Origin of the sequence: Mesorhizobium sp. M0174 (genome assembly GCF_040322275.1) — a bacterium.
In the GTDB taxonomy this organism is placed as follows: domain Bacteria; phylum Pseudomonadota; class Alphaproteobacteria; order Rhizobiales; family Rhizobiaceae; genus Mesorhizobium.
The window spans coordinates 391,085-411,288 of the sequence record NZ_JAMYTB010000002.1 but is presented as its reverse complement, the minus strand read 5'-3'; the positions used below and the strand labels follow the sequence as shown (position 1 = coordinate 411,288).

Below are 20,204 nucleotides of genomic sequence, written 5' to 3'. Positions count from 1 at the left end.
GGTGATTGTTCATGAACTGGTGGAACTCTCCTCTGGTCTACATCGTGTTGCTCGGCCTCGCCGGGATCGTCGTTTGGTCTCTCATCCCCAGACGCTTCGCCAATGCGAAGCTGGTCGTCCAACTCGCCTTTTTCGTCGCGATGTCGGCCATGGTTCTCCACCTGCGCGTCGTGCCGTACGAGGCCGCAGGGGACAACGAGACAACCGGAGGAGCGATCCTCATCGGCTCGGTCAAGCTGCTCTGGTGGGTTCACCTTGCCTGGGCGCTGATCGGATTTGTCCGTATCTATCTCGTCTTTGAGCGAAAGCCGCGCGAGGCACGTCTCCTGCAGGACGTCGTGGTCGGCATCGTCTATGCTGGAATGTTCCTGTCGATCCTGGCGTTCGTCTTTGCAGTGCCGGTCGGAACGCTCATTGCCACGTCGGGCGTGTTTGCCGTCATCCTGGGACTGGCGCTCCAGAATACGCTTGGTGACGTATTCTCGGGGATCGCGCTTAACCTCGGCCGCCCTTACGTGCTTGGAAACTGGATCATTCTGGGCGACGGAACCGAAGGCCGCGTTGTCGAGACCAACTGGCGGTCGACCCAACTCCTGACCCCGACCCACAATGTCGTCGCGCTGCCAAACAGCCTTCTCGCCAAGATCGGGGTAACAAATTTAAGTGGTCCGGACGAGAGCCATGGACTTGCCGTCACCGTCAAGGTGGCGCCAACGAAGACGCCGGCGATCATCGTAGATCTCATGCGCACTGTCTTGCTGAGCTGCAATTCAATCCTCCAGGACCCTTCGCCTTCGGTTACCATCAGAAGCCTGGATGCCGCAGCTATCGAGATCGAGTTGTCGTTTCGCGTCGCAAGTATTGACCAGCGAAGTGCCGCTCGGAACGACATCTTCGATCTCATTTATCGCCATTCAAAGTCGACCGGCATGCTGCTGGCGCAGCCACTTTCGGGCTCGATTGCCATGACCAACCGGCCGAGCGACGAGACGGCAGCCTCGCAAGGCTTCACCCCGATCGAGCTTATCAATTCCATACCGGTGTTCTCGGCACTGACGGGTACCGAGCAGGAGTCGCTCGCCAAAGCGGCCTCGGTTCACACCTACCATAAGGGCGAGATCATCGCACGACAGGGAGAGATGCTGCCGTCGCTCATGATCGTACGGACGGGCGTCATCGTCCGGCAAATTGGCGAGGACGACGATCAACTGCAGGAGATCGGCCGGCTTGCACCTGGCGATTTCTTCGGCGAGACCGGCTTGCTCGCCGGCATTGGCGAGATGTCGAGTTTGCGGGCAATGACCCCTGTCACGGTTTACGAGATAGACCAGGAAAGCTTTGCACCGCTGCTGCACGACCGGCCCGAAATGGCCGAAGATCTTGCCGCGATCCTGTCGATGAGGGTGTCGGCTTCTAATGAAAGCGGCATCGCGGGACAGCATCACACGAGCTCCAAATTCGCGCTCCTCAAAGCCATTCAGACGGTCTTTCGAGCCGCTCCGTTCAAGCGCGTTCGAGCACCTGGCTGACAAGGCATGCAGAAGGACAGAGATCCATGACCATCCGCCAAAGCGATATCACAGGCATCGATCCAGCCGGCTATCCTTGATTTTGCGGACGGACTGAAGGTAGGGCGCGTATTGCCCTCCTCGAATCGCCTCATGATCGGGCCCTTCGTCCTGTTCGACCATTTCGGCCCCGCTATATTCGACGCAGGTCACGGTTTCGAAATGGCACCGCATGATAAGGCAGCGGATGGTGACCTCTGCGCCGCGACGGCTTTACGCCGCTGGCACGAGCAGACCACTACGACATCAAGTAGAGATCGTTCATCGTTTCCTCGTCGAGCAAACCGTCGAACCAGACGTCGAAGATTGTCTCGAGCAGAAACTCGTCGTTGCTTGCTTCGGAAAACAGCGTGAGGGACGCGTGCAACTTCTTCGCATCAACCTCACCGAAGACAGCGCGAGCGCTCAGGCCGGAGAGCCGTTGCAGGGTGCCAACGCATTCCCGATAACGGCGTCCGAGGATCGGAAATGAGAGATAGGCGCTGGCTTCGTCGAGCGATGTGATTGCATATGGCTCAGGCGCTGCACCACTTTGCCTTGTGGCCAACCTTGGGAAAATGAACTCCATGTAGGGAGTGCACATCATCCCTCGACGTAGAATGGCCAGCGCGTCGTCGTAGACCGGATCCTGTGCGCTGACGAACCTCTGCAAATCATACTCGTCAGGCATTTGGATAGATCCTTGGGAAACCCTCAACATTCGTGCCCATGACTAGCCGCCGACGACATCTGCATAGTCCGGGTGCTTGGCGAAAAAGCGGCTCATGAAGGGACATTTCAAGATCGCTTTACGGCCGGTTTTGCGGAGCAGTTCGAAGGTCCCTTGGGCCAATTGCGACGCGATCCCCTGTCCGGAAAATTCCGACAGGACTTCGGTGTGTATCAGCGCAACCTTCCCGCCCTCGAGCCGATAATAGGCCGCCGCAAACCTATCGCCGGCGATCGGCAGCTCGAAACGATGCTGTTGGACGTTTTCGACGACTTGTGCATCCATCTTTATCTCTCGATTGTATGTCACGTTTATCACCGGAGGCAGATTGGCGGGGCCGCTATCGCATCGCAGGCAACCGCAGAGTGACGGTCGTGCCTGCCCCAAGTGTGCTCTGAATATCGATGCTTCCGCCTGATTGCTCGGCAAAGTGCTTCACCATCGGCAATCCGACGCCGCCGAGGCCTTCGCTTTTGGTGGTGAAGAACGGATCGAAGGCGCAGACCATCGTCTCGCTGGTCATCCCGATACCGTTGTCCGCGACACGGATATCTACCTGACTGGCGGCGGAGTTTTCAGAGGCCAAGCCGGCATCGATCGAGATGAAACCGCCGTCAGGCATTGCATCGCGCGCGTTGAACAGAAGATTCAGAACCGCATTTTGCAATCCAAAGCGATCGCATCGCACCAAAGGCAGGTCGGACCCGACCCGAAGCTCAAGACCGAAATTGGCGTCCAAGGCGCTCCGTACGAGGGTTTCGATCTCAGCCAGGCAAGCACCTACGTTTGTGTATTCGATTTCAGCGTGGCTCTCTCGGGCCAGGCTGATGGTTTGCCGGACAAGGCCACCAGCCCGCTCCAAAGCCGTTTTGGCGCCGGCAATTACAGGCCCAAGTGCCGGAGCCGCTTGGATGTTCGGATCGCGGGCCAGGTGGTTCAACGCCGACGAGGCGACCTGAATGAGATTGCCCAGGTCATGGACGATGCCGACCGTCGACATTTGCACGGACATACCACTGCCAGGGCCATCGGGCGGGCCGTCGAAGACATCTTCCTTTATGTCCGGACGAAACATTTCATTCCCCGCTGGCTAAGTCGTCACCTATTTGCTCCAATACGCTATAATTTACGACCTTTATTTTCTACTATATCTAAGAAGACGCCGATGCATACTTCCGTATATTCAATCGCGAGACCATGCTCTATTGATAGCCGATCCCGCTGATGTAGTTGGCAAGCAGCCGTTCCTGCAGTTCCTCTTGTTTAAAGAGCGCCTTCATCGCATCACGGATATCGAGGACGCCTAGCGGTTTCGAGTCAGCCCCGAGCACCGGCACATTCTGCAGGCCTTGCGCGGCCATGGTCTGCCAGACTGAATGAAGATCATCATCGGGACCACAGGACACGATGGACCGGCTCATCAATGCCGCAATCGCCGCTTCTGTTGACCCTGAATTGGCCAGATGGCGGACAAGGTCGGACTTGCTCAGCACGCCTGCCGCCTCCCCACTGCCGTGACACACCACGACCAGGCCTATTGCGGGCCTGGAAAGTGAGAGTGCCGCACTGCGGAGTGGAGCGTCGACATCGACCACCATGAGACGGGCCGATATTACTGGATGCAGACTGTCAATGCGCATGACGCCCTCCTGAGAGCGCCTCGCGGCCGTGGCCGGGAGGCTGAGATCGGTTCCAGTGTTGGTCGCCGAGCTCGGCGACTTTGCCCGGCCGCTCAGAATGGCTCACAAACAACCGCCATTCTGACCCATTCCAAAGATTAGCTCAGCGCTGCTTTGCTCAGGCCAAACTTCGCATCGCCCGAGCCCGGGACGGGTTTGAAGCCGATGTTCAGACGGTTCCAAGAGTTGACCGCCATGACAACGAAGGTCAGATCGGAGATTTCCTTCTCGGAAAGCTGCGACCTGACCCGATCGTAGATCTCGTCCGGGACACCCTGCTCGGGCAACTTCGTCAAGACTTCCGTCCATGCCAAGGCTGCACGCTCGCGAGGAACGAACAAGGTCGAATCCCGCCAGGCTGCCAGGTGGTAAAGGCGCAGTTCGCGCTCGCCATGAATCTTCGCCTGTTTGACGTGCATATCGAGGCAGAAGGTGCACCCGTTCATCTGCGCGGCTCGGACGGCAACAATATCCCGGATTGGCTCTTCGATCGACCCCTCTCGCGTCGCACCAAGAAATTCAATAAATTTCTTCAGAAGTTCGGGCGACTGCTCAGCATAACTCGCGCGTTGGGCGGCGGCTTTTCCTTTCGGAGCGACCGGTGACGCTTCAATATTCATTACTTTATCTCCTTGAGGTGTTTGCAATCCATTGCAGCGTAAGGATGATCGGTGAGCCAAATTGTTACTATCGTGCCCGATGATATGTATTGCCATTCAATAGGTCGGCGCGCCTAAACCGAAGTATAGGAAGCGGTGGAACGCTGCCCTCGGCAATTCGCTTTGCCGCAGGCATGCGACAGGCGCACAGCGTTTGGGTCACTTGAAGGGCGAGGCTGAACCGACCGGTGTCGATTGAACCTGGATCGAAACTGCGTTCACGCTTCGAAGGGAGCGTTCATCACAAGATCAACTGCCGAAGTCGCCTTGTAGCCTGAAACAAAGCGCTCGCCGAAGTCCCGGGCAAAGTTGTCGTAGGTGGTTTCCGGCCTGACCTCGGCGATATGGCAAAAGCATCGCGTCATCCGCCGCTTCATCCCGAGGCGCGGAAATTCGCCAACGATCTTTGCAATCTCGGCTGACGAAACGAGGCTGTATTGCAAGCCGACGACATCGAGGCAGATGCCGGCTGTGCACAGCGCCACCTCAGCCTCCTTGTAGAGGCCGATCGACGGCGTCGAGTTGAGGGCGACGCTGTCCCAGATCAATTGGGCGCGCCGCTCGTCGAAGCCGCCTTCCCGAACGAAGGTGCGGGCAAGATCGGCGCCTTCCACTTCGAAACGGCGCGGCCCGGCGAAGTCCTCATTGAGCGTGACGTCATGCAACAGGGTTGCAACGGCAACAACCTCCGCGTCGTGCTGGATATTCTGAATCTGTCCGATCCGGGCCGCGAAAAGCCAGGATCGGACAACGTGGTTGAACAGGTAGGGCTCACATCGCTGGCGGGCATGTTCGATCGCTCGGCCAACAAGCGGTGTATCGGGGACCGAAATCCCTGCAAGTGTGCGGCTGGCGATCGAATTCATGTCACTGACCGTCCTTTCGCATACGATGGTCCGGGGGCCGCGATTTCATTTCGCGTTCGTCGTCAGTTCCGTCTCGCTGGTGTCAACGACGAAAATAGCAAGCAGACGAGCGCCTTCCGTCTTGCTGGCGTTTTCGCTGACGGCATGACGGTCGCCCGGGAATTCGGAGAAACTCTCGCCGGCGCGATAAGTCTTCACCGGCCCATCGTTGACCTGGCTTCGGATCGCCCCCTCCAGAACCGTGGCATAGATGAACGCGGATTTGGGATGGGTATGGGCCGGCGACGTACCCCCCGGCGCGTACTCGACGAGCACGGCCTTCATGCTCTTGCCGGGCACGTTTGGAAGGGCCTGGTCGTAGACAAGCTTCACGCTGGCGGCGTCATTGGCCATTGCTGCGGTGACGGAAGCGGCGGTGAGCGCGGCGCAGAGAAGTGTTCTGATCATGTCTGGTCTCCTTATTGTGAGAATGGCCTATCCGGTGATTGCTTATTTCGGTGGCGTGTATCGGCTGAGCCAATCATCGAAACGCACGGCGCCGATGCGCGCATTCTCGCCGGGCACCAGCGTTCGGTCGTCGATTGCCACTTGGCCGTAGTAGAGCGCGCCGGGATCCGGGACGACTTTGCGCGGGTCGTTGGTGGCCTTCAGGAAGCGCTCGACAAGTTCGCTCATGCGAACACGCTCCGGGCCGGCAATTTCGATCATGCCGTTCAACGGCGCGGCAAGCGCGACGTCCGCCATCGCATCGGCAACATTATCAGCCGCCATGGGTTGGAAGTAGGCCGGCGACATATGAATGGTATCCCCGACGGCGCCCGTGTTTGCGATGGCGGCGGTGAATTCGAAGAACTGAGTGGCGTGAACGATGGTGTAAGGAATTCCTGATTCCCTGATCAGCTTTTCCTGAAGCAACTTGCCGCGGAAATAGCCCATGCCCTGCAGCCGGTCGGTACCGACGACCGACAGCGCCACGTGATGACGGACGCCGGCGGCCGTTTCGGCGGCAAAAAGATTACGCCCGGATGCCCCGAAGAACTCCAGGGCAGCCTTTTCCTCGAACGACGGCGAGTTCGCCAGGTCGACGACGACCTGCGCACCGGCAAGCGCGGCCGCCAGACCCTCTCCCGTAACGGTGTTGACGCCCGAATTCGGCGACGCCGCAAGCACGTCGTGTCCTTTATTTCGCAGCCTCTCCACGGTCTTTGAACCGATCAGCCCGGTTCCGCCGATGACGACGATCTTCATGTCTGGTCTCCTGGTGTTGCGTGTTTATTTTCGTTGCTCGATCGGATGCAGGCGCTTCCAGCCTGCTACTGACTGACCGATGCAGCAGCATCCTCGATGAGTGACGTGACCTCGTCGGGATGCGAAACCATGAGCGCGTGGGACGCACCCTCGATGACGACGGTCTTTACCGCGTGCGCACGCTTGGCCATGAAGCTCATGACGGCTGCCGGGATGTTGCGGTCATCCGAGCCGTAGATCATGTAGGACGGCAGCGTCTTCCATGAGGCGACGCCCGAGGTTTCAGCCAGAGCCGCCTGCGCAACAGGACGTTGAGTGGCAGCCATCAGCAAAGTCTGCTCTTGCGGAACGTCGGCGGCGAACTGGGCGCGGAACTTGGCCGGCTCGATGAAGAGGTCTTGCCCGCCGTCCGGCAACGCTACCGGAGCAAGCGCGCTCCCCAAGGTGCTGCCGGGAAACATGCTGGACAACGTAAGGCTCGATTCGCCGGTATCCGGCGCGAAACCCGCCACGTAGACCAACGCCTTTACGTTGGGATTGCCATTGGCGGCCTCGGTGATGACAGGCCCGCCGTAGGAATGCCCCACCAGCACGACCGGCCCGGAAACCGACCGGACGATGGCTGAGACTGCTTTCGCATCGCTGGCAACGCCGCGGAGCGGATTAGCTGCGGCTATCGCTACATAACCGTCTTTACTGAGCTTGGTGATGACTGCGTCCCAGCTCGACGATTCCGCGAAGGCGCCGTGCACCAGTACGATCGTCGGCTTGGGCTGAGAATTGGCGGCCTGCGCCATCCCGCCGCCCGACGCGGCCAGCGCTGCGGTGAGCGCCAGGGCTCGAGTTATGTTTCGCATTTGCTTTCTCCCGTGTGGCCTGTGGTGACCAATGCTCAAGAGAATGCGCCGACGCTGCCCGCCAACCTATTGTGCGGAAGGGTCTGTCATACAATGCCAAGGTGCAGGGTAGGTCACCGGGGAGATCAGGTGCCCTGCAGCATAATTGAGGTATCTATGCCGGGTGTGCATTGTCGGCGGACGCCGGAACAGACACTGAGGGCGCGCGGCCGGAGAGCTGTGTTTGCAAGACGCCGCTGCCGCCGTGGCGAGACCTGGCGATCCGACTTCTCTTGCGCGTCGATCCCTGCAATGCGACTTGCTATTTACGTGGCTCAATTTGCGCCACGTCGACAAAACGTGTCGCCTCCGACCTATTTGGCGCGAGTCGTGCGGCAGCTTCCCAAAAAATTTTCGTGAGGAAGACCGATTGCTCAGCCGATAACCGGCAGTCTATTGGCGCGATCTCGCAGTCATGGCTCAGAGCACTGCCATCCCGCCATCCACCCGCAGATTGATGCCCGTGACGAAACTGCTCGCGTCCGAGGCAAGGAACAGAGCAGCTTTTGCCAGCTCTTCCGGCTGCCCCATCCGGCCCAGGGGTATTGCCTCCGCCATCGCCTTTTCAAACAGCCCGCGCTGCTCAAACGGTATACCTAGCTTATCGAGAATAGCCGTATCCACCGGACCTGGGCTGAGCACGTTGACCCGGATGCCGCGAGACTTCAGTTCGATCGCCCAAGCGCGCGCAAAGGCATTTATGGCCGCCTTCGAGCCCGCGTATACAGCATGACCATCCAGGACCTTCTCGCTGGCGAGCGAGCCTGTGAGGATGATTGCGCCGCCGTTCCGCATGATCGGAATCAGCTTCTGGACGCCGAAGAAGACGCCTCGCGTGTTAACGGCAAATTGCGCATCATATTCTGCCTCGGAGACGTCGGCCGAGTGCGTGATGGTGTTTATGCCGGCGTTCGCCATATAGATGTCGAGCGCCGCGAACCTCTGGCGGATCTGCTGCGCTACCTCGTCATGGTGCGACACGTCGGCCACATTTCCCTGAATGCCCAGCGCGCCTGCCCCGATCTGTGCGACCGCTTCCTCGACCGCCTGCCGCCGGCGGCCGGTAATGACGACTTGCGCGCCCTCGGCCGCAAAGATTTTAGCAGCCGATAGTCCGATCCCGCTGTTTCCGCCGGTGACCACCGCGATCTTACCTGAGAGTGCGCCCATGTCGTTCCTGCCTTCGAAAAATTGTGCCGGTGCTGCTGCGATGGTCGCAACTGCTGGCCAAGAAAATTTCACGCCGAATTGAGACCGCCAAAATGAGCGGCAATCGCAAACGGCTACCGATTGATAAACTCCCGGCGATTAGCCAGTTTGACGTCATCGAGAGCGCTTTGGCCTTCAAGGCGCGGCGGCGACCCCCGACAGCGCGACGTAGTGTCGAACGCCAGCGATCGCCTCCGCGCTGCACAGGCGCAGTTGCCCGAATGGCAGCCCTGTCGCAGCATATGTTTGCCGCCTTTGCCAGCGCTCTAACTCGATGGCGCAGTGGTTCGGTTCCACAATCCGGGACATGAGCCGACAGACCGGCATTCAGGCCACCGCTCGGCTATGCGAGCGCACAAGGTTTGACCTGGCGCGCCACCTGAAATGCTGTTCAGGGCGCGCGAAATATTGCCAAAGGTGGTCATCGGCGGCTCCAAGGAAGTGCGGACAACATGCGGTCGTGTCTGAGGGCGTACTATCCTTTGATGAAGGCGAGCAGGTCAGCATTGACCTGATCCTGGTGTGTGGCCGTGATCCCGTGGGGCGCGCCGGGGTAATAGATATCCTTTGCGCCTTTGATCAATCGGGCCGACTTGACTGCCGAGTCCTTGACGGGGACGATCTGGTCGTCCTCGCCATGCAGGACCAGGGTTGGTACGTCGAACTTTTTGAGGTCCTCGGTAAAATCGGTCTCGGAGAACGCCTTGACGCTTTCGTACGCGTTGACGAGACCCGCCTGCATGCTCCAGAGCCAGAACTGATCCAGAGTCCCCTGGGAAACCTTGGCGCCCGGCCTGTTCGCGCCATAAAACAACGGTGCGAGGTCGCGGTAGTACTGCGAACGATCCTTGACGAGGCCAGCCCTTATGCCGTCGAATACCTCGATCGGCAGGCCTTCCGGATTGGCCGGCGTCTTCACCATGATCGGCGGAACAGCGGCGATAAGAACAGCCTTGGCCACCCGCTTCGTCCCGTGCCGTCCGATATAGCGAGCAACCTCGCCTCCTCCGGTGGAATGGCCGACCAGCGTGGCGTCCCGGAGATCCAGCGCCTCGATCACGGCTGCAAGATCGTCCGCATAGCCGTTCATGTCGTTGCCGGACGTCGCCTGGCTCGATCGGCCGTGGCCGCGCCGGTCATGCGCGACGACGCGAAAGCCGTTATGGGCAAGAAAGAGCATCTGGCCGTCCCAGGCGTCGGAATTCAGCGGCCAGCCGTGCGAAAATGTGACGACAGGACCCTTGCCCCAATCCTTGTAGTAGATTTCGGTGCCGTCCTTGGTCGTGATGGTGCTCATCGTCTTGGTTCCTTTGATTGAGGGGGAAGAGGAAAGCGTTTGTTTTCGGCTCGTTGCCGAAGCAGCGCGGGGCAGTCCGTTGGCTACCGTAGAGATCAGGCCTGCCAACAAGACATCGCGGCGAGATCCGCCGACGGAGAAAAGTCCGTCTTTGTTCATCATGTCCATCCATGTGCTCTGAACATCCTGCTCACCATCACGACCGTCGAGTCGGCCTGTGCGGTCGCGTTCGGGGAGGAGCGAGCGAGGAGCGGTAGAAACGCGACGGTCGTGATGGCTTGCGAGGAACAGGATGCACCGATCCGGGCCGCGAACCTATTCTACCGAAGCATCTGTCATACGATGCCAAGGTGCAGGGCAGGCACGCCGAGGATAGGGGCGGGCCAAGGCAAGCTCTTATAGACACACGTCAATTTAGGCTTGGGTAGCGGCGCGGGGACCGCCGCGGCATGGCCGGCGTCAGTTGTTGTTGCATGGAATGTTGCGAGTTTGTCGGTCAGGCTGGGCCGCCAAGGAGCGCCGCTCAATGGTAACCGATGTTGGCGCGGGCCTTGCCGCGAAACACCCAACAGGACCACCGATGTACATCAGGATCACCCGCACCAGCACGAGCGTACCGACAGCAGGAAGGCCTGGGCGCGCAGAGGTAGCAATTTCCCGCAGCCTGAAGCAGCCGGGCGCGCCGGGCGATCCTATTGGATGGGGCATGGATGGGCTTGTGCCAAATTCTAGGCCTGGCGCATCGGCGCGGGCAGCGTTTCCCATGTCCTGATCAGCTCACCGATGGAAGCGGCCTCCATCTTGCGCATGACATTGCCGCGATGCAGCTTGACCGTCACTTCACTGATGCCGAGGTCGAAGGCGATCTGCTTGTTGAGGCGTCCGCGCGCCACTTCTCGCAGAACCTCGCGCTCGCGCGGCGTCAGCGTCTCGACCCGCTCTACATTGCGCTTGACGATCACCGCATCCGCCCGCCGCTTGGCGTCCACCGCAATGCCCGTGATCACCGCGTCAAGCAGGGTCTGATCCCGCACCGGCTTGGTGAGAAAGTCCACGGCGCCGGCCTTCATCGCTTGGACAGTCATCGGGATATCGCCATGTCCGGTCAGGAAGATGATGGGTTTGGGGTTGCCGTTTTTCGCAAGATGATGCTGCAGATCGAGACCGCTCGTCCCTGGCATGCGCACGTCGAGGATCAAGCAGCCGGGACCTTCCAACACATCGGCGTCAAGCAATTCGCGGGTCGAGGTAAAGCTGACCGGCAGGAAACCCGCCGACAGGATCAATTCCGACAGCGCCTCCCGAACAGAGGCATCATCATCAACAATAATGACCAGCGGCTGCTCGGCTTCAGCCCTCCGCTGCTGTGATGACGGCGTCGATCTCCGTAATGGCAATTGGTCAACTGTCATGTTTAGGCTCCGTTTTTGGGTTGCGTAAAGCATCGCCGATCGCCGCAAGCAGGGCCTGGCCATCGAAGGGCTTGCAGAAAAGCCCGCCAATGCCCTTGGCGCGGTGCTGATCCACTATCTCGTGGCGACCGGTGATCAGGAACACAGGCAGGTCCGGACGCGCCTTCTTGACCAGGTCACGAAGTTCAAAGCCGTCCATGCCGGGCATCCCGATGTCGGTGATGAGCATGTCCAATCCAGACAGGCCGCTGACCAGCAATGCCCCCGGCGACGAGAAGCTGCGGGCCACATAGCCGGCGGACTCCAAGAGGTCCTCCAGCGACTCGAGCAGTCTTGGGTCATCGTCGACAATCGCAACGACAGGCCTCCGCTTGCTCACCCTCAGCTCCCCCCTGCCCGGCGCGAGTGCGTGATCGGTATTCCCAATCGCTCGGCGATGCGCACTAGGTCGGCGAGCGACGCCGCGATCATCTTCTGCATGACGTTCCTTCTATGAATTTCCAGCGTAACTTCGCTGATCCCTAGTTCAGCGGCGGCCTGCTTGTTGAGCAGGCCGCTGACCACCAGCGGCAGCACCTCACGTTCGCGCGGCGTCAACTCAAGATAACGTTGCTTCAACACGCCCAGCTCGGCGCGCTCCGATCGCTGTACCCGATCCTGGGCAATCGCCGCATGGATTGCGGCCATGAGGTCTGCATCGCTGAAGGGCTTGGTCAGGAAATCCACGGCGCCGTGCTTGATCGCACGCACCGAGGACGGGATATCGCCATGTCCTGTCAGGAAAACGATCGGCGGATGATCGCCCTCGGCAATCTGTCGCTGCAGATCGAGGCCGTTAATATCCGGCAACTCGATATCGAGGATGAGGCAGGCAGGGACGTCCGGCTTGTCAGCGCGGATATAATCGCCCGCCGATCCGAACGCTGTGGCACGCAGGCCATGTGCGGCCAGCAGTTCACTAAGCGCCTCCCGGATGCGTTCATCGTCATCTACGATAAAGACAATTTGGCCGTCCGTCGTCATGACGCCGCTTCCATTTCAACCGGCAACGTGAAGATAAACGTCGCTCCACGTGGTTCGTTCTTCTCGACCCATAGACGCCCGCTGTGCGACTCGATGATCGAACGGCAGATCGCCAGTCCCATGCCCATCCCTTGCTCTTTCGTGGTAAAGAACGGTTCGAATATCCGGTCGGGAAACTCGACGCCCCGGCCGCGATCTCTGACTTCGGCCTGGACAACATCCCCGATATGGCGCACGCGGATGCTGATAACTCCGTCATCCGCACCAGAGTCCATCGCCTCGATGCCGTTGCGAATGAGATTGACCAGAACCTGCTGGATCTGGACGCGATCGAGCGCGACTAGCGGAACGTCGCTTTCGACATCAACGCTGATGCGAACGCCCCGCCGCATCGCTTCCTCGGTCACGAGGTCGCGTGCCTCTGCGATGACACTGCTGAGCGCGGCATTGGTCCTCGTCTCGGTGGATTGCTTGAACAGCGCGCGGATGCGGCCGACGACGTCCGCCGCCGAATTGGCGTCCCGGATAATGCGCTCGGCCGTAATCTTCGCGCGTTCGACGTTCGGCGGGACGGCGCCCAGCCAACGGTGGCATGCATGGGAATTGGCGACGATCGCGGCCAGCGGCTGATTCACCTCGTGCGCGATCGAAGCGGAAAGCTCGGCGAGACTTGCAGCCTGAGTGGCTTGCGCGAGTTTGTCGGAGGCTTGTCGCAGCGCTTCCCGCGCGCGCACCTCTTCGTCGATGTCGAGGGAAACCCCGTACCATTGCACAACCGCCCCGTCTTCATCACGCCGCGGCTCGACCCTGCACTCCGCCCAGCGATAGCCGTCTGTTTCGCGCCAACGAAACCGCATCGCGGAACCGCCGCCTGTTTCGAAACAAGTCAGCAACGTGCGCAGCACCTCGGGAGCATCTTCGGGATGAACCAGTTCTTGCAGCAATTCCTCGATGCGCGGCTCTCCGAGTGTTTCGACATTGGCGATGACGGCGCGGAAATGGTCTTGGTATCGCTTGTTGAAGTAGACCGGCCCGCCGGTCGGCACCGCGCTCCAAATGCGGACCGGCACAGCGTCGATCATCTGCTGAAGCTGCAATTCGCTCCGCCGCAGCGCCTCTTCGGCTTGCATCTGATCGTCTATGTCGTGACAGAGGCCGTACCACTGCACGATCAGGCCAGCGTGATCGCGCATCGGCTCTGCCCGGCTCGACATCCAGTGATAGACGCCATCGGCGCGGCGCAGGCGATACCTCATGGAGAAGCGCTCGCCGGTAGCAAGGCAGTGACTGAGCGTGTCGCCGAATGCTGCTGCGTCGTCCGGATGGACGGTGGCCGCTATCATCGCCGCCAGCCGGCCGATGCCCTGTTTGTCCAAATCCGTTACGTCAAGGCCGAGAAAGTCGACCATTCGCTTGTTGAAAAAGGTCGGCTCGCCGTCCGGCGTCAGGCGCCAAACGTGGCTCGGAACCATGTCGACAAGCTGCGAGAGCTCCCGCTCCCGGTCGCGCAATGCCTCCTGCGCGCGCACCTCATCGTCGATGTCGATGCTGGCCGTGTACCATTGGACGATCGCTCCACTCTGGTTCCGCAGCGGCTCGGCGCGGCCCTCCCTCCAGCGGTAGACACCGTCAGCGCGACGCAGGCGATACCGTATGGGATAGGGTTCGCCGGTGGCGAGTGAGCGGCTGAGCCATTCTCTCATCCTGGGTCCATCGTCGGGATGGACGGCTGCCGCGACTACGGTCGCCAGGCGGCTCGTGCCCGGCTTGTCCCAGCCCGCGATGTCGTTGAGGCCGATATAGTCTGTCGTGCGCTTGCTGAAGAAGGTTGGTTCGCCGTTGGGCGCCATGCGGGCAATGTGAGCGGGGATCATTTCGACCAGCAACGAGAGTTCTCGCTCCCGCTCCCGCAAGGTCTCCACACTTTGGCGCAAAGTGAGCACCGCCGCCTGATGCTGCCTGGAAATGGCGGCCACGACGAGCGCCGAAAATGCAGAGATGCCCAGAAAAAGCTGCAGCATGATCTGGTTGTGCTTCTGGGACTCGGGATCGCCGGCAAATTGGCTGGCGCCGGATATCGTGAATACTGCCGTGATCAGAGCGAGAACGGTCAATGCTACGGCGGCGCCTCGGAACTCAAAGCGCACCGCGGCCCAAAGAAGAGGCGGCATGATGATGTAGGCGAACGGCAGATAGCCGCTCAAGGAAAGGGCGGCGATCCCAAGAAAGATCAGCCCTAGGACGCAAGCTTCCATCCACCGCGCTGCCGAGAGCTGCGCCTTGCCGCGCCAGTTCTGGAACACGACCAGCGCCAGTGGCGCTACGATCAGGACTCCTGTCGCGTCTCCGATCCACCACAGCGGCCAAGCCGTCGCAAAGCTTTGCGATTGTATGCCAAACCACGCAAGCGCCGCACTTCCGACCGTGGCGCTTGCAACCGGCGCAACTCCAGCGGCCAGTACGACGAATGCGAGGACGTCCCGCAACGTTTCCAGCCGAACTGGGCGCTTGCAGGTCTGGTTCACAAGCCATGCGCCGGTCACCGCTTCAAGAGCGTTGCCGGCAAAGATCAGGAAGGCCGCGGGCAGCGGAGTGTGGAACCACAAGAAGTTGCTGAACAGTTCTGCCACACAGGCCCCCAGCACCCACCACGGCCAGCTATACCTGGAGGCGAAGACAAGCGTAGCGATGAAAAGCCCGCTCGGAGGCCAAATGGAAATCCCTGTTCCAGGTATGATTGCGAGCGACTGGGCGAAGCCGCAGCCCAGGACATAGGCCGTAATAAAAAGCCCCAGATGCAAGAATTGAGGACGGTGCGACCAGACGCGCGACAACCTGCCTCTTTCAAGATCGCTGATCATGTTGCCGCGAATCAGGCCCGGTTCATTCGTCGCGAAAGGTCGGCCACTTCCCGGTCCGGATCGGTCCAACTCATGCGTTAACGCGAGCGTTGCGTTGGAATCGGTCTCGCCAAGTGAGTTGGGCGCTATCGTCATCGGGTGCCCCTGACGGACAAACAAAATCTGGAGATTGTCGGCGCTTCGTGTAGCACTTGTTCTTGATAGCTGGACTGGGCTGACGGACTCACGTCGCCACCCTAATCCCGCCACGCCCCAACCGCACCTCATGGAAATCCATGCATTGCACGGGGCGGCGGCGCCCCTTCACCGAGAGCCGAAAAACCAAGCGCTTACTGAGCGCCGCCGGTGGCCGAGGTGTCGCCCGACTTATTGCGCAGCTTTCGCTTCAACCGGGAGAGTGAAGATGAATGTCGCCCCACGCGGCACGCTATTTTCCACCCAAAGGCGTCCGCCGTGAGACTCAATGATCGAACGGGAGATCGCGAGCCCCATGCCCATCCCGTTCCCTTTCGTTGTAAAGAACGGCTCGAATATCTTGTTAGGACGTTCGATACCCGGGCCTCGGTCGCTGACCTCGGTCTGGATCGTGTCCTCTATCCGGTGCACGCGCATCCCAAGAACCTTGTCGCCCGCGGTGGTGTCCATCGCCTCCATGCCGTTGCGAATGAGGTTGACCAGGACCTGCTGGATCTGGACGCGATCGAACGCAACCAGCGGAAGGTTGCTTTCGACGTCGATGTCCATGCGAACGCGACGCCGCATGGCTTCCTCGGCCATAAGGTCACGGGCTTCCGCAACGACGCTGGGGATCGGCGTACTGGTTCTCATTTCAAGCGAAGGTCTGAACAAGGCACGGATGCGGCTGACGACATCCGCCGCCGAATTGGCGTCGCGGATGATGCGCTCGGCCGTGATCTTCGCGCGCTCGACGTTCGGGGGCTCGGCGGACAGCCAACGGTGGCATGCGTTCGAGTTGGCGACGATGGCGGCCAGCGGCTGGTTCACCTCATGAGCGATGGATGCGGAGAGTTCGGCAAGGCTCGCCGCCTGACTCGCACGCGCAAGTCTCTCTTGTGCCAGTCGAAGCTCCTCTTGTGTCCGCACCTCATTTTCGATGTCGAGGCAGATAACGTTCCATTGCACTATGGCGCCTTCGGCATTGCGCATCGGCGCGGCACGCGTCTCGACCCAGCGATATTCACCATCGAAGCGCCGCAGACGGTGCCGTCGCGCATACGGCTCGCCTGTGGACAGACAATGGGCATATCTTTCTTTGACGCCTGTCAGGTCGTCGGGATGAACACCGGCGTCGAGTGTGCCAGCCAGCCGCGACTTTCCCGCTTCGTCCAATTCCTCAAGATTGTATCCGAGGAATTCGCGGAGCTGCTGGCTGCGGTATATCGGTTCGCCATCTGGCGCGGCGCAATCGATCATTGCCGGCAGCGTTTCAACGAGCTGCCAGAGAGCGCGTTCTCTCTCGCGCAGCGCCGCTTCGACGCGCAGCTGATCGTCGATGTCGTGCGTAAGACCGTACCACTGGACAATGCGTCCGCCGTGATCCCGCAGCGGCTCGGCGCGGCCCTCCATCCAACGATAAACGCCATCGGCACGGCGTAGGCGATACCTCATGAAGAAGCGCTCGCCGGTGGCAAAGCAGCTGTCGAGTGCTTCCTTCAGGCTGGCTGCATCGTCGGGATGGACGACGGTGGCAATGAAGGCCGCCAGCAGGCTCATGTCCGGTTTTTCCGCGTCCGCTATGTCCAGGCCGAGAAAATCTATCAGGCGCTTGTTGAAGAAGGTCGGCTCACCGTTGGGAGACAGCCGCCAGAGGTAGCTCGGAACCATGTTGACGAGTTGCGAGAGCTCTCGTTCCCGGTCGTGCAACGCCGCTTGCGTGGTCACCAGGTCATGGATGTCGACGCTCACACCGTACCATTGGAGAATGCTGCCATCTTCGTCGCGCAGCGGCTCGGCGCGAGTCTCGGTCCAGCGATAGCCGCCGTCGGCCCGCCGTTGGCGATATCTCTGAACGTAAGGCACGCCCGTTGCGAATGAATGGCGGATCGCCTGCCGTGCGGTGTCGATATCGTCTGGGTGGATGACGCTCAGCGACGGCGAGCCGTCCGGGGCCGTGATGTCATGGAGCGTGGCCCCGGTTACATCGGTGAACCGCTTGTTGACGTAGGATGGCGTCCCTTCCGGTGTCGTACTCCAGATCAAAGCGGGCACGGTGTCGATAAGCTGCTGAAGGCGCCGCTCACTTTTGCGCAACGCCGCCTGCGCGCGCACCTCATCGTCGATGTCGAGAGAAACCCCGTACCACTGCACGACCGTTCCGTCGTCATCGCGCCGCGGCTCGACCCTGCACTCAGCCCAGCGATAGGTGCCGTCTTTTTCGCGCCAGCGAAACCGCATCGCGGAGCCGCCGCCAGTTTCGAAACAACTCAGCAACGTGCGCTGCACCTCGGGAGCATCTTCGGGATGAATCACCTCGTACAGCAACGTTTCGATTCCCGGCTCGCCGAGCGCGTCAAAGTTGGCGATAACGGAGCGGAAATGGTCCTGGTATCGCTTGTTGAAGTAGACCGGCCCGCCGGTCGGCATCACGCTCCAGATACGGACCGGCACGGCGTCGATCATGTGCCGAAGTTGTTGCTCGCTCTGCCGCAACGCCGCTTCGGCGTGCATCTGATCGTCTATATCGTGACAGAGGCCATACCACTGGACGATGCGGCCGGCGTCATCGCGCATCGGCTCCGCCCGGCTCGACATCCAGCGATAGACGCCATCGGCACGGCGCAGGCGATAGCGCATGGCGAAGCTCGCACCGGTAGCGAAGCAACCGCGGAGTGCATCGCCGAATGCTGCCGCGTCGTCCGGATGAACGGCGGCCTGTATCATCGCCGCCAGCCGGCTCATGCCCGGTCGGTCCAGATCCGCTACGTCGAGGCCAAGAAAGTCAACCATGCGCCCATTGAAGAAGATCGGCTCGCCGTCGGGATCGAGCCGCCAGATGTGACTCGGGACCATATCCACGAGCTGCGAGAGTTCCCCCTCCCGGTCGCGCAATGCTGACTCGGCCCGCTTCTGATCCTCAATGTCTATTGTCGTGCCGTACCATTGAATGATGCGCCCCTGGCTATCGCGAAAAGGTCGTCCTGAGCTTCGAAACCAGCGATAGACGCCATCGGCGCGCCGCAGACGATGCTCGGTATCATAGGGATCGCCGGTTTCGAGGCAATGCCGCCATCTGGCGGCTACAGGATCATAATCGTCGGGATGGACAGCTCGACGCCAGCCGAACTCATCGTCGTCTTCGGAAGTGTTGAGATCCTCATGCGTGTTGCCGAGGAACGCCAGGGTGTTTGGGCTGACATAGGTGAATCTTCCGGCGGCATCGGCTGCCCACGCGTGGCCGGGCATGCTCTCGATGATTTGCAGCGCAAGCGTTGCTTCGGGGTCGATTTCGCCAAGTGAGTTGGACGCTGGTGTCATTGGCTTCTCCTGTCGGACAAAAAAGCCTGGGGACCGTCAGCGCTTGATATAGCACTTGTTTTCAATATCTGGACAGGCGAACTCACCGCCTAAATCTAGTTCCGCCATGCCTCGGCTGCATCTCATGGAAATCCATGTATTGCGCGGAGATATCGCCACTACGAGGCCCCTAACGATGGCCTCGCGTGAGGCTAACGCTGTGGAACGCGCAGCCCGGCGGCATCGAAGAGATGCATGCGCTCCGGCGGCAGAGCGAGGTTGATCGGCGGCCCTTGCGTTTCAACGCCCTGCTGCTTGAGAACGGCGATCAGTTTGCTGTCGCCGGCAATGGTGGCGTGGACAACGGTTTCCGGTCCCAACGCCTCGGCCAGCATTACACGCGCTTCCACCGATCCCTTGCTGCCATTCGAAAGTTGGATGTCGTGTGGCCGGATGCCAAGCGTCGCGTCGTCTCCCGGTTTCAGCGCGACCCCATCGGCCGCGATCGAGGCTGAGAGCCCGCCTGGACCTTCGACACGCACCTCGGCGCCGCTTGCCGAACGCACCTTCACCGGCAGCAGGTTCATCCGCGGCGCGCCGATGAAGCCGGCGACGAACAGGTTGGCCGGCGCGTTGTAGAGATCGAGCGGCCGGCCAACCTGTTCGATCCGCCCCGAGCGCATGACCACGATGCGGTCCGCCAGCGTCATCGCCTCGATCTGGTCATGGGTGACGTAGATCATCGTGGTTGCCAGCCGCCGGTGTAGGCCCGCCAGTTCAGCGCGCATGGTGATACGCAGTTCGGCATCGAGGTTGGACAGCGGTTCATCGAGTAGAAAGGCGGTCGGATTGCGCACCACCGCACGGCCGATTGCCACGCGCTGCTTCTGGCCGCCCGACAGTTGACCGGGCCGGCGGTCTAGATAGGGAGCAATTTCCAGCATGCGCGTCGCTTCCGTGATCCGCGCGTCGATCTCGGCTTTGGGCATACGGATGTTTTCGAGGCCAAAGGCGAGGTTCTGGCGCACGCTCATGTGCGGGTAGAGCGCGTAAGACTGAAACACCATTGCCAGACCGCGCTGCGCGGCCGAAACGTTGGTGACGTCGACCCCGTCGATCTCGATCTTGCCGTCGGTCGGTCGATCGAGCCCGGCAATCAGCCGCAGCAGCGTGGACTTGCCGCAACCCGACGGGCCGACGAGGACCAGCATCTCGCCGTCACCGACGTCGAGGTTGATGCCGTGCAAGATCTTCATCTTGCCGTAAGCGCGATCGATGTTGGTCAGCGTTATCCGTCCCATGA

Annotated in this window: 18 protein-coding genes; 1 reads left to right on the top strand and 17 read right to left on the bottom strand. The window is 60.6% G+C overall.

What is annotated here, in order from left to right; all coding sequences use genetic code 11:
- Positions 1–11: 11 nt before the first annotated feature.
- A complete protein-coding gene (locus NKJ13_RS05440; protein WP_352777258.1) occupies positions 12–1,529 on the top strand; it encodes a mechanosensitive ion channel family protein in 1,518 nt (505 codons plus the stop codon).
- 277 nt (positions 1,530–1,806) lie between these two features.
- Here the strand turns inward: NKJ13_RS05440 and NKJ13_RS05435 are convergent, their stop codons facing one another.
- From NKJ13_RS05435 to NKJ13_RS05355, 17 genes are all read right to left on the bottom strand, one after another.
- On the bottom strand, positions 1,807–2,238 hold the full coding sequence (locus NKJ13_RS05435) for a DUF1810 domain-containing protein (RefSeq protein WP_352777256.1): 432 nt from the start codon (positions 2,236–2,238) through the stop codon (positions 1,807–1,809).
- 42 nt (positions 2,239–2,280) lie between these two features.
- The gene (locus tag NKJ13_RS05430; protein ID WP_352777253.1) at positions 2,281–2,562 is read right to left on the bottom strand and encodes a GNAT family N-acetyltransferase; all 282 of its coding nucleotides are present in this window, start codon (positions 2,560–2,562) and stop codon (positions 2,281–2,283) included.
- A 55-nt stretch (positions 2,563–2,617) separates the two neighbouring features.
- On the bottom strand, positions 2,618–3,352 hold the full coding sequence (locus NKJ13_RS05425) for a sensor histidine kinase (RefSeq protein WP_352688872.1): 735 nt from the start codon (positions 3,350–3,352) through the stop codon (positions 2,618–2,620).
- A gap of 127 nt (positions 3,353–3,479) precedes the next feature.
- Positions 3,480–3,917, bottom strand: coding sequence for a CBS domain-containing protein (locus NKJ13_RS05420; protein WP_352688875.1), 438 nt, complete (start codon positions 3,915–3,917; stop codon positions 3,480–3,482).
- A 137-nt stretch (positions 3,918–4,054) separates the two neighbouring features.
- A complete protein-coding gene (locus NKJ13_RS05415; RefSeq protein WP_352777251.1) occupies positions 4,055–4,576 on the bottom strand; it encodes a carboxymuconolactone decarboxylase family protein in 522 nt (173 codons plus the stop codon).
- Positions 4,577–4,833: 257 nt separating this feature from the next.
- Positions 4,834–5,481, bottom strand: coding sequence for an HD domain-containing protein (locus tag NKJ13_RS05410; RefSeq protein ID WP_352688881.1), 648 nt, complete (start codon positions 5,479–5,481; stop codon positions 4,834–4,836).
- A 45-nt stretch (positions 5,482–5,526) separates the two neighbouring features.
- Complete coding sequence (locus tag NKJ13_RS05405; protein WP_352646006.1) at positions 5,527–5,928, bottom strand: cupin domain-containing protein; 402 nt, start codon at positions 5,926–5,928, stop codon at positions 5,527–5,529.
- Between the two features lie 42 nt (positions 5,929–5,970).
- A complete protein-coding gene (locus tag NKJ13_RS05400; protein ID WP_254818504.1) occupies positions 5,971–6,729 on the bottom strand; it encodes an SDR family oxidoreductase in 759 nt (252 codons plus the stop codon).
- Positions 6,730–6,794: 65 nt separating this feature from the next.
- Complete coding sequence (locus NKJ13_RS05395) at positions 6,795–7,586, bottom strand: alpha/beta fold hydrolase (protein WP_352688884.1); 792 nt, start codon at positions 7,584–7,586, stop codon at positions 6,795–6,797.
- A 459-nt stretch (positions 7,587–8,045) separates the two neighbouring features.
- Positions 8,046–8,795 (bottom strand): glucose 1-dehydrogenase, encoded by a 750-nt coding sequence (locus NKJ13_RS05390; protein ID WP_352688887.1) that lies wholly within the window; start codon positions 8,793–8,795, stop codon positions 8,046–8,048.
- 514 nt (positions 8,796–9,309) lie between these two features.
- The gene (locus tag NKJ13_RS05385; RefSeq protein ID WP_502899795.1) at positions 9,310–10,293 is read right to left on the bottom strand and encodes an alpha/beta fold hydrolase; all 984 of its coding nucleotides are present in this window, start codon (positions 10,291–10,293) and stop codon (positions 9,310–9,312) included.
- Between the two features lie 566 nt (positions 10,294–10,859).
- On the bottom strand, positions 10,860–11,543 hold the full coding sequence (locus tag NKJ13_RS05380) for a response regulator transcription factor (RefSeq protein WP_352505448.1): 684 nt from the start codon (positions 11,541–11,543) through the stop codon (positions 10,860–10,862).
- A complete protein-coding gene (locus NKJ13_RS05375; RefSeq protein WP_254818501.1) occupies positions 11,533–11,922 on the bottom strand; it encodes a response regulator in 390 nt (129 codons plus the stop codon). The genes NKJ13_RS05380 and NKJ13_RS05375 overlap by 11 nt, the downstream gene beginning before the upstream one ends.
- 2 nt (positions 11,923–11,924) lie before the next feature.
- Complete coding sequence (locus NKJ13_RS05370; protein ID WP_352505175.1) at positions 11,925–12,566, bottom strand: response regulator transcription factor; 642 nt, start codon at positions 12,564–12,566, stop codon at positions 11,925–11,927.
- A complete protein-coding gene (locus tag NKJ13_RS05365; protein ID WP_502899796.1) occupies positions 12,563–15,427 on the bottom strand; it encodes a sensor histidine kinase in 2,865 nt (954 codons plus the stop codon). Before NKJ13_RS05365 ends, NKJ13_RS05370 begins: the two co-directional genes overlap by 4 nt.
- A 366-nt stretch (positions 15,428–15,793) precedes the next feature.
- A complete protein-coding gene (locus NKJ13_RS05360) occupies positions 15,794–18,922 on the bottom strand; it encodes a PAS domain-containing protein (RefSeq protein ID WP_352737039.1) in 3,129 nt (1,042 codons plus the stop codon).
- Positions 18,923–19,113: 191 nt separating this feature from the next.
- The gene (locus tag NKJ13_RS05355; RefSeq protein ID WP_352737040.1) at positions 19,114–20,202 is read right to left on the bottom strand and encodes an ABC transporter ATP-binding protein; all 1,089 of its coding nucleotides are present in this window, start codon (positions 20,200–20,202) and stop codon (positions 19,114–19,116) included.
- Positions 20,203–20,204 lie beyond the last annotated feature (2 nt).

Bases quoted from the DNA above. Each gene is read 5' to 3' on its own strand.
- NKJ13_RS05440 (WP_352777258.1), top strand. From the start codon at position 12: ATGAACTGGTGGAACTCTCCTCTGGTCTACATCGTGTTGCTCGGCCTC.
- NKJ13_RS05435 (WP_352777256.1), bottom strand. From the start codon at position 2,238: ATGCCTGACGAGTATGATTTGCAGAGGTTCGTCAGCGCACAGGATCCG.
- NKJ13_RS05430 (WP_352777253.1), bottom strand. From the start codon at position 2,562: ATGGATGCACAAGTCGTCGAAAACGTCCAACAGCATCGTTTCGAGCTG.
- NKJ13_RS05425 (WP_352688872.1), bottom strand. From the start codon at position 3,352: ATGTTTCGTCCGGACATAAAGGAAGATGTCTTCGACGGCCCGCCCGAT.
- NKJ13_RS05420 (WP_352688875.1), bottom strand. From the start codon at position 3,917: ATGCGCATTGACAGTCTGCATCCAGTAATATCGGCCCGTCTCATGGTG.
- NKJ13_RS05415 (WP_352777251.1), bottom strand. From the start codon at position 4,576: ATGAATATTGAAGCGTCACCGGTCGCTCCGAAAGGAAAAGCCGCCGCC.
- NKJ13_RS05410 (WP_352688881.1), bottom strand. From the start codon at position 5,481: ATGAATTCGATCGCCAGCCGCACACTTGCAGGGATTTCGGTCCCCGAT.
- NKJ13_RS05405 (WP_352646006.1), bottom strand. From the start codon at position 5,928: ATGATCAGAACACTTCTCTGCGCCGCGCTCACCGCCGCTTCCGTCACC.
- NKJ13_RS05400 (WP_254818504.1), bottom strand. From the start codon at position 6,729: ATGAAGATCGTCGTCATCGGCGGAACCGGGCTGATCGGTTCAAAGACC.
- NKJ13_RS05395 (WP_352688884.1), bottom strand. From the start codon at position 7,586: ATGCGAAACATAACTCGAGCCCTGGCGCTCACCGCAGCGCTGGCCGCG.
- NKJ13_RS05390 (WP_352688887.1), bottom strand. From the start codon at position 8,795: ATGGGCGCACTCTCAGGTAAGATCGCGGTGGTCACCGGCGGAAACAGC.
- NKJ13_RS05385 (WP_502899795.1), bottom strand. From the start codon at position 10,293: ATGATGAACAAAGACGGACTTTTCTCCGTCGGCGGATCTCGCCGCGAT.
- NKJ13_RS05380 (WP_352505448.1), bottom strand. From the start codon at position 11,543: ATGACAGTTGACCAATTGCCATTACGGAGATCGACGCCGTCATCACAG.
- NKJ13_RS05370 (WP_352505175.1), bottom strand. From the start codon at position 12,566: ATGACGACGGACGGCCAAATTGTCTTTATCGTAGATGACGATGAACGC.
- NKJ13_RS05365 (WP_502899796.1), bottom strand. From the start codon at position 15,427: ATGATCAGCGATCTTGAAAGAGGCAGGTTGTCGCGCGTCTGGTCGCAC.
- NKJ13_RS05360 (WP_352737039.1), bottom strand. From the start codon at position 18,922: ATGACACCAGCGTCCAACTCACTTGGCGAAATCGACCCCGAAGCAACG.
- NKJ13_RS05355 (WP_352737040.1), bottom strand. From the start codon at position 20,202: ATGGGACGGATAACGCTGACCAACATCGATCGCGCTTACGGCAAGATG.